Consider the following 15,826-nt stretch of genomic DNA (forward strand, 5'->3'; position numbering starts at 1 on the left):
GCCTCAGTCCCAAAGCTGGGACGCAGCGCAGACCTCCCGAGGTAAGACCGACCGCCTTCACCGCACGCCCCGCCGGATCTACCACCCCGACCTTTGATGACCATGGACTTCGCGATTGGCTGCTCGCTCGTCCGGCCGGGCAGGCCTCGTTATCCGGTGTTTGTCCATCGGGCCGCGGCTTTGCTCCACGCTTTCTTCAGACCCCACCTCGCGGTGACGCCCTTGCGCTTCGCTAGTCCTTCGCCGTCATCAGGCTAGACAGAGGACTTCCACCTCCAAGCTGTCGTTCATACTCGGCACACAGCCGCCGGGTCGCGCGAATGCGCGCCCGATGACAGGCTCCGCCTGCCCACCCTTCCGACCACGCATGAAGACGGTGGGCACGGCGCAAGAGCGCCTTTGCCCACCCTACAAATTTCAGGTTGGCCGGTGCGCGCGGAGGAAGGACCGGATCTGGCGCACCGCGAGCGTCACGCGCTCTTTCGGCTCCTTCCACGGAAATAGACTCACTTCCGCATTCGGCGCCAGCATCGCGCTCTCCATCGCGACGGCGTAAGGATGCGCGGGGATATCGTCGGGCAGGATCAAGACCGGCGTCCGGCACTGGCGGACGAAGTCACGGGTCACGGTGAAGACGAAATCCGGATTGGTGCGATACATCCGCGTCAGGAATTTCTCGGCCTGCTCCATCGTGATGTCGGGCCGGCGCTTTGTCAGTTCCGGCGCCCAGCCGGTCATGTTGTTATTGTAGAACAGATCGCGCATCTCGGGGCGCGAACCTGACGGCATCGCCAGCACGCCCGCAACGACGCGGTCCGGTGCGCGCTTGATCAGATTCCAGATCAAGGGGCCGCCGATGCAGAAGCCCAGCACCATGAACTTGTCGAAGCCCAGATGATCCATCAGCGCAAGCTGATCGTCGGTATGGGAATCCCAGGGACGGTCGATCTCGAGCGGGCCTGACGACTGACCGGGCGGCGCGTTGCGCAGGTCGTAGGCGATGCAGCAATATTCGTTGCCGAATTCCTTGATCGCGTTGAACGGCGGATAGTCGCCGGTGATCCCTGAGATGTTCGAATTCAATCCGCCGCCGGCGATCAAGAGCAGCGGGAAGCCGGAGCCGGCCTCTTCATAGTGGATGCGGACGGCGCCCTTTTCGAAAAAGCTCATCGCGTTCCCCCTCGCCTCACGCCTTCACGGGCTCGCCGATTTTGTCCTGCGTCTTGGTGTCGAAATCAGAGGCCTCGTGCCGCTCGTGCAACTGGCTGGCCGGATCGCCCGAGATACGGTTGACCATGCGGCCGCGCTTTACCGCCGGGCGTTTGGCGATCGCATCGGTCCAGCGCTGCACGTTCTTGTACTCATGTACGGACAGGAATTCACCGGCGCCGTAGACCAGGCCTTTCGCCAGTGCGCCGTACCATGGCCAAGTCGCCATGTCGGCGATCGTGTATTCGCTGCCTGCGAGAAATTCATTGTCGGCCAGACGCCGATCGAGGACGTCGAGCTGGCGCTTCACCTCCATGGCGTAGCGGTCGATGGCGTATTCGATCTTGGTCGGCGCGTAGGCGTAGAAGTGGCCAAAGCCGCCGCCGAGAAACGGCGCGCTGCCCATCTGCCAGAATAGCCATGACAGGCATTCGGCCCGCGACGCACCTCCGGCTGGCAGAAACGCGCCGAACTTTTCAGCGAGATGCATCAAGATCGCACCGGACTCGAACACGCGGATCGGCGTCGGCCCGCTGCGGTCCATCAGCGCCGGGATTTTCGAGTTCGGATTGACCGCGACAAAGCCGCTGCCGAACTGGTTGCCGTCGATCTTGATCAGCCAGGCGTCGTATTCGGCGCCGCTGTGGCCGGCGGCCAACAGCTCCTCGAACATGACGGTGACCTTGACGCCGTTCGGCGTCGCCAGCGAATAGAGCTGAAACGGATGCCGGCCGACCGGAAGCTCCGCCTCATGCGTGAGGCCTGCAATCGGGCGGTTGATGGCGGCGAAGCGGCCGCCGCTTTCCTTGTTCCAGGTCCAGACTTTTGGCGGGACGTAAGCTGTGGGATCGGTAACGGGGGCGTCGGTCATTCGGGTTGGCTCCAGGCTCCTTCGAGCCGTCTCGCGATTTGCGTGATCTGTCGCGCGGCGGCCGGCGCAATCCATGTAAGGCTTCGTATCAGCACTGCAACCAAACAAAAAGCGCGCAAAAGTCAGGGGAGGAATGCGCCATGCCGCGCCTGCCCTGATTGCACGAGGCAAGTGTACTCGGAGCAATGCTGCTGTGGCTGGCGTAGTCGAGATCGGCCATAATGGAGGTGTCGCCAGCAAAGAGACCATCCACATGCTCCCATCACAGCGCGCCCTGTTCGAGATACCGCGGCAGATCTGCTACCTGAACGCTGCCTCTTACAGCCCGCTGCCGCTTCGAACGCTGGAGGCCGGCCGCGCCGCGGTGCTCCGCAAGGGCACGCCGTGGACGCTCGAGGCCTCGTTCGCCAACCAACAGCATGAACGCGCGCGCATTGCCGCCGCCCGGCTGATCAATGTCGACGCCGCCGATATCGCGCTGATTCCCTCGATCAGTTACGGCGTTGCGACCGCGGCGAAGATGCTGCCGATCGCCCGCGGCACGCGCGTGATCGTGCTGGAGAACGATCATTCCTCGCCGGTGCTTGAATGGCAGACCCGGGCCGAGGCGGAAGGCTTTACCGTCGAGACGGTTCGGCAGCCGGACGACGGCGACTGGACATCGGCGGTCCTCGAAAACATCGAGCGATCCGGCGCCCATCCGCTCAGCCTGGCCTCGATCTCCTCGGTGCACTGGTCGGACGGCGGGTTGATCGATGTCGACAAGGTCGGCGCGGCGCTGCGGCTGCGGGGCGCCGCCTTCCTCGTCGACGCGACGCACAGCGTTGGCGTGCTGACGACCGACGTGAAGCGGCTCGACCCGGATTTTGTGATCTTCCCGACCTACAAATGGCTGCTCGGCCCCTACGGCCGCGCCTTTCTCTATGTCGCAAAACGCCATCAAGGCGGTCTCCCGCTTGAGCAGACCGCGTCCGGCCGCCGCAACGTGCGCGGCCGATAACGCGGTCTATTTCACCGATCTCAGTTACGTTCCCGATGCGCGGCGCTTCGACATGGGCGAGCGCGATCATTTCATCTCGATGGAGATGGCCTCGATCGGCATGGAGATGATGGCTGACTGGGGCGCGCCCGCCATTGTGCAACGTCTCACGATGCTGACGGAGCGGATCGCGCAAGCCGTGCGCGGCATCGGCGTCCACGTTCCCGAACCTCATCTGCGGGCGCCGCATGTATTGAGCCTCGCCTTCAAGGGCGGAATGCCGGCGGGATTGATCGAGAAAATGGCAAGCGAGGGCGTCTACGTCGCGCCGCGCCTGGGGCGGATGCGTGTGTCGCCGCACGTCTATAATGACGAAGCCGATGTCGATCGCTTTGCTGAGGTTTTGACGCGGCGGCTGCGAGACTTGTAGGGTGGGCAACGGCGCACTTGCGCCGTGCCCGCCACCTATTCCGATCGCGAAACCGAATGGTGGGCACGCTTCGCTTTGCCCAGCCTACGGAAGCGGATTACGACGCCGCCACCTTCCGCGGCGCCTCCGCCCGCTCCATCACGAACCCTTCATAGCCTTTCGCCGCAACATCGTTGCAGATCTGCCGGTAGGGCCCGACACCGCCGATATAGGGCATGAAGATGCGCGGCTTGCCGGGGACATTGGCGCCCATGTACCAGGAATTGGCCTGCGGATAGAGCGTCGTGTAGGCGACCTCGTTGACGTGGGCGACCCATTTGTCCTCGGCATCGACAGCCGCCTCCATGGTGTCGAGGTCGCGGTCGCGCATATAGGCCATGCAATCGGTGATCCAGTCGACGTGCTGCTCGATCGAGACGATCATGTTCGACAGCACCGACGGGCTGCCAGGACCGGTGATGACGAAGAGGTTGGGAAAGCCCGCGCTCATCAGGCCGAGATAGGTGCGCGGGCCCGCGGCCCATTTCTGGTTCAGCGTCTGGCCGTTGCGGCTCCGGATATCGATTTTCGCCACCGACCCCGTCATGGCGTCAAAACCGGTCGCCAGCACCAGCGCGTCGACCTCGTAGTCCTTCGCACCGACGCGCACCGCGTTATCGGTGATCTCCTCGATCGGACTGGACCTGATGTCGACCAGCGTCACGTTGGGACGGTTGAAGGTCGCGAAATAATCGGTGTCGATGCAGATGCGTTTTGAGCCGATCGGATGATTGTTCGGCTGCAGCAGTTTTGCGGTTTCCGGGTCCTTCACGATCTCGGCGATTTTTTCGCGGACGAAATTCGCGGCGGTGTCGTTGGCCGCCTGGTCGAGCGCGAGATTGTTGTAGACGGACATGAAAGTCAGCCCGCCGCGACTCCAGCGTGCTTCATATTTGGCGCGGCGTTCGTTATCGCCGTCGTCGAGCGCGCCGCGGTCGGGCATTTCGGTATAGATGCCGTTCTTCGCGACCTCGCGCGCAAAGCGTCTGATCTCGGGATAGTTGTCGCGAAACTTCTGCCGTTCCGCTTCCGAGAGTTGCGCATTGCGGGCCGGAATCGAGAAGTTCGCCGTGCGCTGAAACACGGTGAGCTGGCTGGCCTGCTCGGCAATGACCGGCACCGACTGGATCCCCGACGATCCGGTGCCGATCACGCCGACGCGCTGACCGGTGAAATCGACTTCTTCATGCGGCCAGTGGCCGGTGTGGTAGACCTTGCCCTTGAAGCGATCGAGACCCTTGATGTCGGGCATCCGCGCGTTCGACAGGCAGCCGGTGGCGAGCACGACAAATTTTGCTGACACCATCTTGCCGTCGGACGTCGTGACCGACCACAGCGACGTCGTCTCGTCGAACACGGCGCGATCGACGCGGGCGTTGAACTGGATGTCCGGCCGCAGGTTGAAGCGGTCGGCGACGTGGTTGGCGTATTTCAGAATCTCCGGCTGCGGCGCGTAGCGTTCGCTCCAGTCCCATTCCTGCTGCAGCTCTTCGGAGAACGAATAGGAATACTGCATGCTCTCGACGTCGCAGCGCGCACCGGGGTAGCGGTTCCAGTACCAGGTGCCGCCGACGCCGTTGCCCTGCTCGTAGACCCGCGCCGTCATCCCCTGCCCGCGTAACCGGTGCAGCATGTACATGCCGGCAAAACCTGCGCCGACCACAACGACGTCGTAGGTCCCGGTGGATTTGGCGGCGGTGGACGGCATCGCGGACATGAAGACTGGCTCCCTGATATTCTCTTTGATTTGGCAGGCAGCATTCCTCGCGTAGCGCCAAAGCGCAAGACGCAAATCGGCGGGCTGGCCTTGCATATTTTGCGAGGTGGAATGTCTGCTCCTCGGGACGGCCGTCCCGCTTGGCACGCATGCCCCCGATGGGCTAGCGTTCAACACCGCAATCAAAACCAACAATGAGCGGCTGGCCCAGCGGCCGCCACAGGGAGTGACACCGCCATGAAATCGCCGATCTGCGACATGCTGGGAATCGAGTTTCCGCTGCTCGCCTTCAGCCATTGCCGCGACGTGGTCGCGGCCGTCAGCCGCGCCGGCGGCTTTGGCGTGCTGGGCGCGACCGCGCATTCGCCGGAGACGATCGAGCAGGAATTGAAATGGATCGACGATCACACCGATGGCAAGCCGTACGGGCTCGACGTGCTGATCCCGGAAAACATCTCGACCGCGGGTGAAAAGGACGTCACCTGGAAAAGCCTGGAGCGAAGGATCTCGCCGCAGCATCGCGACTTCACCCGCAACCTGCTGAAGAAATACGGCGTCGAGTTGACGACGACCAACGTCGCCGACGACCAGCCGCAGCCGTTCGATGCGCAGCGCGCGCTCGACGTGCTTGACGTCTCGTTCCGACATCCGATCAAGCTGATCGCGAATGCGCTCGGCGTGCCGCCGAAGCAGATGATCGACATGGGCCGCAAGCACGGTGTGCCGGTCGCCGCGCTGGTCGGCTCCAAAGAGCATGCGCTGCGGCAGGTCGCAGCCGGGATCGATATCCTCGTGGCGCAGGGCACCGAGGCCGGCGGCCATTGCGGCGAAGTCTCGACCATGGTGCTGGTGCCCGAGGTGATCAAGGCGATCAAGCCGGTCCGCGACGTGCCGGTGCTGGCCGCGGGCGGCATCATGACCGGCCGGCAGATGGCGGCGTGCATGGCGATGGGCGCGGCGGGCGCGTGGACCGGCTCGGTGTGGCTGGCGACGGTGGAATCGGAGACGACGGAGATTTTTCGCGAGAAGATGATCGCAGCCTCGTCGCGCGATGCGGTCCGCTCCAAGGGCCGCACCGGCAAGCCGGCGCGGCAATTGCGTTCGGTGTGGACCGATGCCTGGGACCGCGGGCCTGACAGCCCCGGCGCGCTGCCGATGCCGCTGCAAAGCATCATCAGCCGCGACGCCTTCAACTCGATCGACCGCGCCGCCGCCGCAGGGAATGCGCAGGCACGCGACCTCGTGACGTATTTTGTCGGCCAGGGCGTCGGCCTGATCGACAGCGTGAAATCGGCCGGCGCGGTGGTGCAGGAATTCAAGGAAGATTTTGCCGACGCGGTGGAGCATATGAATATGCTGATGGAGGAGTGAGCGCGAACCTCCCGTAGGGTGGGCAAAGCGAAGCGTGCCCACCACTTCCGGGCAGGAAATTAGATGGTGGGCACGGCGCTGGCGCGCCTTTGCCCACCCTACGAGTCCTGCGATGACGAACTAACAATTCGAAAGCGAAACAAGAAGAAATGTCGAACAACAACTCCCCCCTCCCCGCAGATCGCATTCCCGTCATCGTCGGCGTCGGCGAAATCGTCGACCGGCCAACGGACATAGCCGCCGGCCTCGAGCCGCTGGCGCTGCTTGAGCAGGCCGTGCAGTGCGCGGAGGCGGACAGCGGAGCAAAACTGCTTGGTGAGCTCGGCTCGCTCGACGTCGTCAATTTCCTGAGCTGGCGCTACCGCGATCCCGAGAAGCAGTTGGCCGCGCGGCTCGGCGCCAGCCCGGCGCATTGCTATTACGGCCCGGTCGGCGGCGAGAGCCCGATCCGTTACATTCACGAAGCGGCCAAGCGCATCGCGCGCGGCGAATGCAGCGTGGCCGTGGTCTGCGGCGCGGAGGCGCAATCCACCGCAACCAAGGCCGAGCGCGGCGGCATCGCGCTGCCGTGGACGCCGTTCACCCACGACGTCGAGGAGCCGAAGCGCGGCGCGGCGTTCCAGAAGCCGATGGCGGTGAAGCTCGGCGTGTTCCGCCCGATCACGGTCTATCCGCTGTATGAATCCGCCACCTCAGCGCATTGGGGCCAGACCCCGCGCGAGGCGCTCGCCGAATCCGGCGCGCTGTGGTCCACCTACTCGAAGGTCGCGTCCGAGAATCCGAATTCGTGGCTGAAGAAGCGCTTTGCGCCCGAGGAAATCACTACGCCCACACCCGACAATCGGCTGATCGCCTGGCCGTACACAAAACTGATGGTGGCCAATCCGACCGTGAACATGGGCGGAGCCGTCCTGCTGACGTCGCTCGCGAAAGCGCGCGCGGCCGGCGTGCCTGAAGATCGCCTGATCTATCCGATCGGTGGTGCCTCGGCGGAAGAGCCGCGCGATTATCTCGTGCGCGACCAGTTCTATGAGAGCCATCCGCAGAACGCCGTGCTGAAGGCCGTCATGGACCTCGTCGATGGCGACGGCAAAAAATTCGACGTCATCGAGCTGTATAGCTGCTTTCCCTGCGTGCCCAAGATGGCGCGACGAACGCTCGGCCTTGGGCCTGACGTGCAGCCGACGGTAACCGGCGGCCTCACCTTCTTCGGCGCGCCGCTCAACACGTATATGACGCACGCCGCCGTCGCGATGGTGCGAGCCTTGCGTGAACGCGGCAAGCTCGGCCTGCTCTACGGCCAGGGCGGCTTTGTCACCAAGCATCACGCCCTGGTGCTGTCGCGCGAGGCGCCGAAGGAGGCGCTGGCGCAGGAGACCAGCGTACAGGCCGAAGCCGATCGCAACCGCAGCAAGGTGCCGGACTTCGTCACCGAGGCCTCAGACAAGGGCAAGGTCGAGAGCTTTACCGTGATCTACCTGGGCAAGGGCGAGGTCGAGCACGGCGTGGTGATGATGCGCACCGAAGGCGACGCGCGGGCGTTGGCTCGTGTCCCTGCCAGTGACGCAGCGACGCTGGCGCATTTGCTGAACATGGATAGAACGCCGGTGGGCTCGGTCGGCGATATCGTTACCGCAGACGATGGCGTGCTGGAGTGGCGTGTGGGGTAGTGTCTTGCTTCCCCTCTCCCCTTGTGGGAGAGGGTGGATCAATCGCGCGGAAAGCGCGATTGAGACGGGTGAGGGGTCTGTCTCCACGGAGAGAACCCCTCATCCGGCACGGACTTCGTCCGCGCCACCTTCTCCCACAAGGGGAGAAGGGAAAAGAATTCAAGCCGCCCGCACCGTATCCAGGAACTTGCCGACCTCGAGCTTGAGGCGGTTGGAGTCCGCCGACAGCGACTGTGCCGCTGAAAGCACCTGCGCGGAGGCCGAGCCGGTCTCGCCGGCCCCGCGCTGCACGTCGGTGATGTTGGCGGAAACCTGCTGGGTGCCCTGGGCCGCCTGCTGCACGTTGCGGGAGATCTCCTGCGTCGCAGCCCCCTGCTCTTCCACGGCGGCCGCAATCGTTGAGGCGATCTCGGCCAGCCGTTCGATGGTGCCGCTGATCCCCTTGATCGCGCCGACCGATTCCTGGGTGGCGCCCTGGATGCCGGTGATCTGCTGGCCGATCTCGCCGGTCGCCTTCGCCGTCTGTTCGGCGAGCGCCTTCACTTCGGAGGCCACGACCGCAAAACCACGGCCGGCTTCGCCGGCGCGCGCCGCCTCGATGGTGGCGTTGAGCGCGAGCAGATTGGTCTGGCCTGCGATAGTGTTGATGAGTTCGACGACATCCCCGATACGGCTGGCGGCCTTGGACAGCTCACTGACGCGGTCGTTGGTGATGCGGGCCTGATCGACCGCCTCGCCGGCCATCCGCGCCGATTCCTGCACCTGTCGGCTGATCTCGTTGACGGAAGAAGTCAGCTCTTCCGTCGCTGACGCAACCGATTGCACGTTGGTGGATGCTTCTTCCGAGGCAGCGGCCACCATCGTGGTCACCTGCTGGGCGCGCTCGGCGGTTGCCGTCAGCGTGCCGGCGGACGCTTCGAGTTCGGTAGACGCCGACGATACGGTTTCGACGATCTCGCCGACGGCTGCCTCGAAGGAATCCGCCAGCCTGACCATTTCGGTCTTGCGCTGCTGGGCCGCGATCTGGTCCTGCTTCGTCTTGGTTTCCGCATCCTCGCGCGCCTTCTGTTCCGAGACGACCTTGAACTTCTCGACGGCGCCCGCGACGGCGCCGAGTTCGTCCTTGCGGCCTAGGCCCGGCAGCACCACGGCGAAATTGCCGCCGGCAAGCTCGTCCATCGACACGCTCAATGCCCGCATCGGACGGGCGATCGTGAAGAAAGAAAATATGCTGGTTCCGATCAGCAACAGCATGGTACCGATACCCAGCGCCATGGATTCCCATTCCGCCGAAGCCATCTCCCGCGCGGCCTGGGCGGCCTGCTCCTCCACGCCGTGCTTGGCAAACTCGGTGATCTGGTTGGCAAGCGGCTCAAGTTCGTCGGCGATCGGCAGTGTGACTTCGCGGGCGATGCGAACGGCGTCTTCGTTCAGCTTCGTAATCCGTGCTGCGGCGTCGGCGCCGCCGCCTGCCGCGGCGATCGCTTCGGCGCGAATAGCCGCGATCTGCTGAGCCCCCTTCGAATAATCGCTCGCCTTCGCCTTCAGCTTCTCGATGCGCGCACGGTTTTCGGCGGACTTGGACAAGCTGAGCATCGCGTCGCCAAAATGGTTCACCGACTTCAGTCGGGCCGCAAGATAGCCGCTGGCCATTTGCAGGTCCGCCGGATTGTTGACGAGACGAAGGTCACGCACGCCGATCTGCATGCCGCGAATCGACGCTTTCGCGTCTACCGCGTCACGCGCAATCGATTGCTGCGCGGACTTACGCATATCGGCTTCGCGCATCGCCGCGTTGGACCGGATCTGGACGGTCACCATCGTGGCGACGAGCAGAACGCCGAGGCCGGAGGCGATGCCGAGCTTGGCGCCGATGGATAGATTCAGAACGAAGCGGGTGATGCTCGACATGATGGGCGTCCTTGAAAGCAGCAGCGTCAGTGAAATCGCGGTGATGCCGTTGTTTCCCGCGCGGCGGGATCACGGTTGAAAAGCGCCGGGCCGGATAATCGGACGAGCCGGTTCGTTGCGAACGAAGGGCTCCTGCGGCGGCTTCGCCACAGAGCGACACTCATGCCGCTAAGGTTTCATACGATGGTTAATCAGGGACTAAGCGGAGATACTTGGGGAAATCGTAGAACTACGGTATCGCCGCTCGCTTCGCCGCTATCAGGGCTGACTGTCCGTATTCCTACGTGCCGCCGACAAGGTCTGCTGCGGCGTTTCGCCAAACAACTCGCGATACAGCGCAGTAAACTCGCCCATGTGCCAGAATCCGTTCACGAGCGCGACCGCTTTCACCGACTGCACCGACGCGCCCCGCACCAGTTGTTGTCGTACGTTCCACATCCGCCGCAGCCGCATGTAGCGATGCATGCTCATGCCGCGAATGGCAACCACCGCGTTATGCAGCGTTCGCACCGAGACCCCGAGTTGCCGCGCCACGTCGGCGCTGTACAGCGTCTTGCCGGCGCTTTCGGCCACGAACTCGTCGAGCTTTCGAACCAGCGCCAGATAGTGGCTCAGGCTCAGGCGCTTGGCGTCGGGTGTGGGCGACGCCGCAGCTATCGCCAGATCGCACGCCTGCAGGATCGATTCTTCAACGTGCTCGATGACGTTCGGCTGTGCGAAAGTGTCGGGCGAATGCGAAGCGAGCGTCAGGACATCGCGAACTGTCGCCCGCAGCGTCTCGGATTTGTCCGGCAGCGTCACTATCAGTTGAGCGCTATCAGCATCGCCCGGCCAGCCGCGATCGTCGATGGAAGCGAAATTCACAAGCGCCACCAGATTGGCCTGCTGCTCCACGATCTCGCACGTTGCGGTACCCTTGACCAGGAGCAAGGTCGGTGCGCGGGCTTCGACGCCGTCGATGATCAACGAAGCCGCATCGTCCATCGTGAAGCCGACGATCGCCCCGGTCGTGGAATACTGCATCTGCAGAATTCGCGGGAACGTCCTCTGCAGATGGACCGAACAGGACTTCAGCTTCAACGTGGCGAAAGCGGCATCGAAGTCCTTGGCGTCGATCGGCATGCTCTTGGCATCGCCCAGCCCGTCGATGCTCCGGAAACGATCGACGTTCAGAGACCGGCTGACCTTTACGAACTCGGACTCAACTAGTTCATCAAGCAACGACACGCGGCGGTCATCCGAGCCGTCGGCAGCGATCGTTGCAACAACGACAAGGAACGCTAGCCGGGATTGAGAGGGATCGTTTGCGCAACTTGACCATGGCGGATGGGTGCCTCGATGCGCCCGGGCCATCGGATGAAGCGTCTTGAGTCCTGGCGCGTCTTCATTGACGCAGAACACTTGGCATCAGAACTTGATATCAGAACTTGGTATCAGATCATCACGATGCCTTTTTATATTACCAAGTTTTCCCGATTTCGGAACTGCATTGGCCACATTCGGCATCAGTTTCGCTCAGGGCGATTGATCGGCGCATGCCGCAATCGCAATTTTTCGATCTAGGGATGTCTCCTGCTTCTCGTGCAGCCGAAACAGGCTGCCTGCGGCAGTCGCGTTTCTGATTCGGATCATCGGCGATCGCGAAGCCGGCATGCGGAACTGGCTTCGGACGTAATAGTCAGTACGAAATCAGGCCGCCCGCACCGAGTCGAGGAACCGGCCGACCTCGAGCTTGAGGCGGTTAGAGTCGCCTGACAACGATTGCGCCGCTGCCAGCACCTGCGAGGACGCCGATCCGGTATCGCTGGCGCCGCGTTGCACGTCGCCAATATTGGAGGACACCTGCTGGGTACCCATGGCCGCCTGCTGCACGTTGCGGGAGATCTCCTGCGTCGCCGCGCCCTGCTCTTCCACGGCGGCTGCGATGGTCGACGAAATCTCCGACAGTCTTTCAATCGTGCCGCTGATGGCCTGGATCGCGTTCACCGACTCCTGCGTTGCCGCCTGGATGCCGGTAATCTGTTGTCCGATCTCGCCGGTTGCCTTCGCGGTCTGTTCCGCCAGTGCCTTCACTTCGGAAGCCACGACGGCGAAACCGCGTCCGGCCTCGCCGGCGCGCGCCGCCTCGATGGTGGCGTTGAGCGCCAACAGGTTGGTCTGGCCGGCGATGGTGTTGATCAGCTCGACGACGTCGCCGATGCGGGTTGCCGCCTTCGACAATTCGCTGACGCGGTCGTTGGTGGTGCGAGCCTGGTCCACCGCATCATTGGCCATCCGCGCCGATTCCTGGACCTGGCGGCTGATCTCGGTGACGGACGATGCCATCTCTTCGGTGGCCGATGCCACCGACTGCACGTTGGTCGAAGCCTCTCCCGAGGCCGCCGCGACCGTGGTCGCGAGTTGCTGCGCACGCTCCGCGGTCGCAGTCAGCGTACCCGCCGAGACCTCGAGTTGACTCGAGGCCGAAGACACGGCGTCGACGATCTGGCCGACCGCCGCCTCGAAATCGTTGGCCATCTTGTTCATGTCCGACTTGCGGCCCGCGACGGCGCGGGCCTCGGCCGCGCGTTGCTCGGCCTCCAGCGACTGGCGAGCCACGGCATTGCTCTTGAACACCTCGACCGCCTTGGCCATCTCGCCAACCTCGTCGCCGCGCCCGATGCCGGGTACCTCGACGTCGAGGTTGCCGCCGGCAAGGTCGTTCATCGCGACGGTCATCCGCTGCAACGGCGCGGTGATGCTCCGCGCCACGAAGATCGATACCGCAAGCATCAATAGCAGGATCACGCCGGCAATTATCAGGGAGCGCTGGGTCGATACCCAGGCCTGCGCCTTCAGGTCGTCGATGTAGACACCGGTGCCGATGACCCAGTTCCACGGCGCAAAACCAACCACATAGGACAATTTCGGCTGCGGCTTGTCGAAGCCCGGCTTGGGCCACTCGTAGGGAACGAAGCCGGAGCCGTCCTTTTTTACGGTGTCGACGAAGTCGACGAACAACAGCTTGCCGTTCGGATCCTTGTAGGTCGAGAGATCGCTGCCGTTCATTTCCGGCTTGATCGGATGCATCACCATTTTGGGATGCATGTCGTTGATCCAGTAATAGTCGTTATTGCCGTAGCGAAGCGCCGCAATCCGCGCCATCGCCCGCTTCTGCGCGTCGGCGTCCGGAGCACCGCCCTTCTGCGCCGCCGCATGCTCTTCCTTGACGATGCCGAGCGCGAGTTCGCCGAGGTGCCGCAGTTCGATCTGCTTCTGCTGATTGAGGCTCGACGCCAGTTCGCGCGACTCGAGGAAGGTCGCGCCCAGCAGCCCGACAAAGCTGAGAAAGATGAGGGCATAGATCTTTCGGCCAACCGTCATCCTGGCCTGACGAATCACTCCAAACATGCTCGATCTCCACGCAAAGGACGGGGCGCCCGTCTCATTGCACGGAATCGTATATGTCAGCCGCTTTCTTCCCGTTAATTTTCTACTCGGTAGATATACGGAATTTTATTAACCGGGGCGGCAGCAGCCTTATGCCGCCCGTACCGAGTTCAGGAACTTGCCGACCTCGAGCTTGAGGCGGCTCGAGTCCGACGACAGCGACTGGGCCGACGAGAGCACCTGCGTCGAGGCCGAGCCGGTCTCGCCAGCCCCGCGCTGCACATCCGTGATATTGGCGGATACCTGCTGGGTGCCGCGGGCCGCCTGCTGCACATTGCGGGAGATTTCCTGGGTTGCGGCACCCTGCTCTTCCACGGCCGCTGCGATGGTCGAAGATATTTCCGACAGCTTCTCGATCGTGGTGCTGATCGCCTGGATCGCGCCGACGGACTCCTCGGTCGCGGCCTGGATGCCGGTGATCTGCTGGCCGATCTCACCCGTCGCCTTCGAGGTCTGTTCCGCCAGCGCCTTCACTTCGGACGCCACGACCGCGAAACCGCGGCCGGCGTCGCCGGCGCGGGCCGCCTCGATGGTGGCGTTGAGCGCCAGCAGATTGGTCTGTTCGGCGATGGTGTTGATGAGTTCGACCACCGCGCCGATACGGGCCGCCGCCTTCGCCAATTCGCTGACCCGGCCATTGGTGGTGCGGGCCTGGTCGACGGCCTCGTTGGCCATCCGCGCCGATTCCTGGACCTGGCGGCCGATTTCGGTGATCGACGAGGCCATCTCCTCGGTGGAGGAAGCGACCGACTGCACATTGGTGGAGGCTTCCTCGGAAGCCGCGGCCACCATCGTGGTCAGCTCCTGGGCGCGTTCGGCAGTTGCCGTCAGCGTGCCGGCGGCGGCTTCGAGTTCGGTCGAAGCCGACGACACGGTCTCCACGATCTCGCCGACCGCACCTTCGAAATCATCGGCCAGTTTGATCATTTCCTGCTTGCGCCGCTGCGCCGCGACCTGGTCCTGCTGGACCTTGGCCTCGGCTTCCTCGCGCGCCTTGTGCTCGGCGTTCTCGCGAATGACAGTCACCGTCTTGGCGAGGTCGCCGATTTCGTCGCCGCGGCCGGCACCGGGAATTTCGACATCGAGATTGCCGCCGGCCATCTTGCCCAACGCGCCGTTCAGGCGCGTCATCGGACGTGCGACCCCGAGGAAAGAAAACACGACCGAGGCGATCAACGACACGACGACGACGATCGCCATGATCAGGTTGATCTGGTTGGCACGCTCGGTGTCGGCCATGACTTCGTCCTTGGAGGTCGTCGCATCCTTTTGCGCGCCAGCGACGGTGGCTTCCATCAGATCGACGACATCTGCGGCGGCCTTGACAGTGCGATTGGCGATGATGTCGTTCTTTACCTGCTCGGTCTTTACGGCGTCCTCGTTGGCGGCCAGGAAGCGCTTGACGATCGAAGACAGGTTGCTGACCACGACCAGCAACTCGCGGTCGTCGGCCTCACCGCGCAGCTTGTTGAAGACATCCTTCAGCGAGGCCTCGGTCTTGCCCATCTCGGTGACCAGGTTGGCATCGCCGGTGGCGCCGAGTTTCCAGGCCGCCGCCCGCAGCGCGTTCACCTTGGCATCGGCCTGAAACAGCAAACGTTCGATCTCGAGGCGGTTGTCCAGCTTCGCCATGGTCGGCGAACCCAACTGGGCTGCGACGGCCTTGGTCCATTCATCCGAGACGACCGAGCGCTTGTCGATCTGCGCCAGCAGCGTGATCTGCGCCTTCGCGAGATCTTCGACGGCGGCGGTAAAGCCGTCCATCAAGGCCTTGATCTTCTGCAGCCGTTCCCTGGCATCAGGCCGCTGGGCGGTTGCGAGCGCAGCTTCCAGTTCCTTCGCTGCGCTCGCCTTGTAGCGCTGCAAATCGGCAATGGTCTTTTCGACCTCGCCGGCGGCTCTCGACAGCCTTACGGCGCCGGCGGCAAGCTGAATCTTGCGCAGGTCGATATGTGCCGAGAGCGAGTTGTCGGCCACCTGCTGCGATCGGCCGGCGCGCCCGCTGGCTTCTTCAATTCTCGATTCAGTGACCATCTGGTTGGCCACCATGCCGATCGCCAGCAAGACGCCGACCGCCCCGGCCAAGCCCAGTTTGTTTCCGATACGGTTGAGCTTGATCATGTCGACGACCCCAAATTCTTCTGACGCGGTTTTTCCGGAGGCGGAATTTGCGGCGCAAAGGAACCGGCAACCTTCGCGC

General features: G+C 63.5%; 11 protein-coding genes. 4 read left to right on the top strand and 7 right to left on the bottom strand.

Annotation, left to right across the window (positions count from 1 at the left end):
• Positions 1 to 417: 417 nt before the first annotated feature.
• Complete coding sequence (locus tag V1288_RS00570) at positions 418 to 1,170, bottom strand: alpha/beta fold hydrolase (protein ID WP_334355226.1); 753 nt, start codon at positions 1,168 to 1,170, stop codon at positions 418 to 420.
• A 16-nt stretch (positions 1,171 to 1,186) separates the two neighbouring features.
• Positions 1,187 to 2,080, bottom strand: a complete 894-nt coding sequence (gene yghU, locus V1288_RS00575; RefSeq protein WP_334355227.1) for a glutathione-dependent disulfide-bond oxidoreductase — start codon at positions 2,078 to 2,080, stop codon at positions 1,187 to 1,189.
• 253 nt (positions 2,081 to 2,333) lie between these two features.
• Between yghU and V1288_RS00580 the strand changes: the two genes are divergently transcribed.
• Both V1288_RS00580 and V1288_RS00585 read left to right on the top strand, forming a co-directional pair.
• Positions 2,334 to 3,080 (top strand): aminotransferase class V-fold PLP-dependent enzyme, encoded by a 747-nt coding sequence (locus V1288_RS00580; protein WP_334355228.1) that lies wholly within the window; start codon positions 2,334 to 2,336, stop codon positions 3,078 to 3,080.
• Positions 3,037 to 3,489 (top strand): hypothetical protein, encoded by a 453-nt coding sequence (locus V1288_RS00585; protein ID WP_334355229.1) that lies wholly within the window; start codon positions 3,037 to 3,039, stop codon positions 3,487 to 3,489. The genes V1288_RS00580 and V1288_RS00585 overlap by 44 nt, the downstream gene beginning before the upstream one ends.
• A 97-nt stretch (positions 3,490 to 3,586) precedes the next feature.
• Here V1288_RS00585 and V1288_RS00590 read toward each other — a convergent pair whose 3' ends face one another.
• Complete coding sequence (locus tag V1288_RS00590; RefSeq protein WP_334355230.1) at positions 3,587 to 5,245, bottom strand: flavin-containing monooxygenase; 1,659 nt, start codon at positions 5,243 to 5,245, stop codon at positions 3,587 to 3,589.
• A 237-nt stretch (positions 5,246 to 5,482) separates the two neighbouring features.
• Between V1288_RS00590 and V1288_RS00595 the strand changes: the two genes are divergently transcribed.
• Positions 5,483 to 6,616, top strand: coding sequence for a nitronate monooxygenase (locus V1288_RS00595; RefSeq protein WP_334355231.1), 1,134 nt, complete (start codon positions 5,483 to 5,485; stop codon positions 6,614 to 6,616).
• Positions 6,617 to 6,765: 149 nt separating this feature from the next.
• Positions 6,766 to 8,286 carry an acetyl-CoA acetyltransferase gene (locus tag V1288_RS00600; protein WP_334355232.1) on the top strand — a complete coding sequence of 507 codons (1,521 nt, stop codon included), beginning with the start codon at positions 6,766 to 6,768 and terminating at the stop codon, positions 8,284 to 8,286.
• Positions 8,287 to 8,445: 159 nt separating this feature from the next.
• Here the strand turns inward: V1288_RS00600 and V1288_RS00605 are convergent, their stop codons facing one another.
• From V1288_RS00605 to V1288_RS00620, 4 genes are all read right to left on the bottom strand, one after another.
• A complete protein-coding gene (locus V1288_RS00605; RefSeq protein ID WP_334355233.1) occupies positions 8,446 to 10,197 on the bottom strand; it encodes a methyl-accepting chemotaxis protein in 1,752 nt (583 codons plus the stop codon).
• Positions 10,198 to 10,455: 258 nt separating this feature from the next.
• Entirely contained in the window at positions 10,456 to 11,424 is a 969-nt protein-coding gene (locus V1288_RS00610; protein WP_334355234.1) for a helix-turn-helix domain-containing protein, read from the bottom strand.
• A 462-nt stretch (positions 11,425 to 11,886) separates the two neighbouring features.
• A complete protein-coding gene (locus V1288_RS00615; protein ID WP_334355235.1) occupies positions 11,887 to 13,587 on the bottom strand; it encodes a methyl-accepting chemotaxis protein in 1,701 nt (566 codons plus the stop codon).
• A gap of 129 nt (positions 13,588 to 13,716) precedes the next feature.
• The gene (locus V1288_RS00620; RefSeq protein ID WP_334355236.1) at positions 13,717 to 15,747 is read right to left on the bottom strand and encodes a methyl-accepting chemotaxis protein; all 2,031 of its coding nucleotides are present in this window, start codon (positions 15,745 to 15,747) and stop codon (positions 13,717 to 13,719) included.
• Positions 15,748 to 15,826: the final 79 nt, after the last annotated feature.

It is taken from the genome of Bradyrhizobium sp. AZCC 2176 (assembly GCF_036924645.1).
In the GTDB taxonomy this organism is placed as follows: Bacteria; Pseudomonadota; Alphaproteobacteria; order Rhizobiales; family Xanthobacteraceae; genus Bradyrhizobium.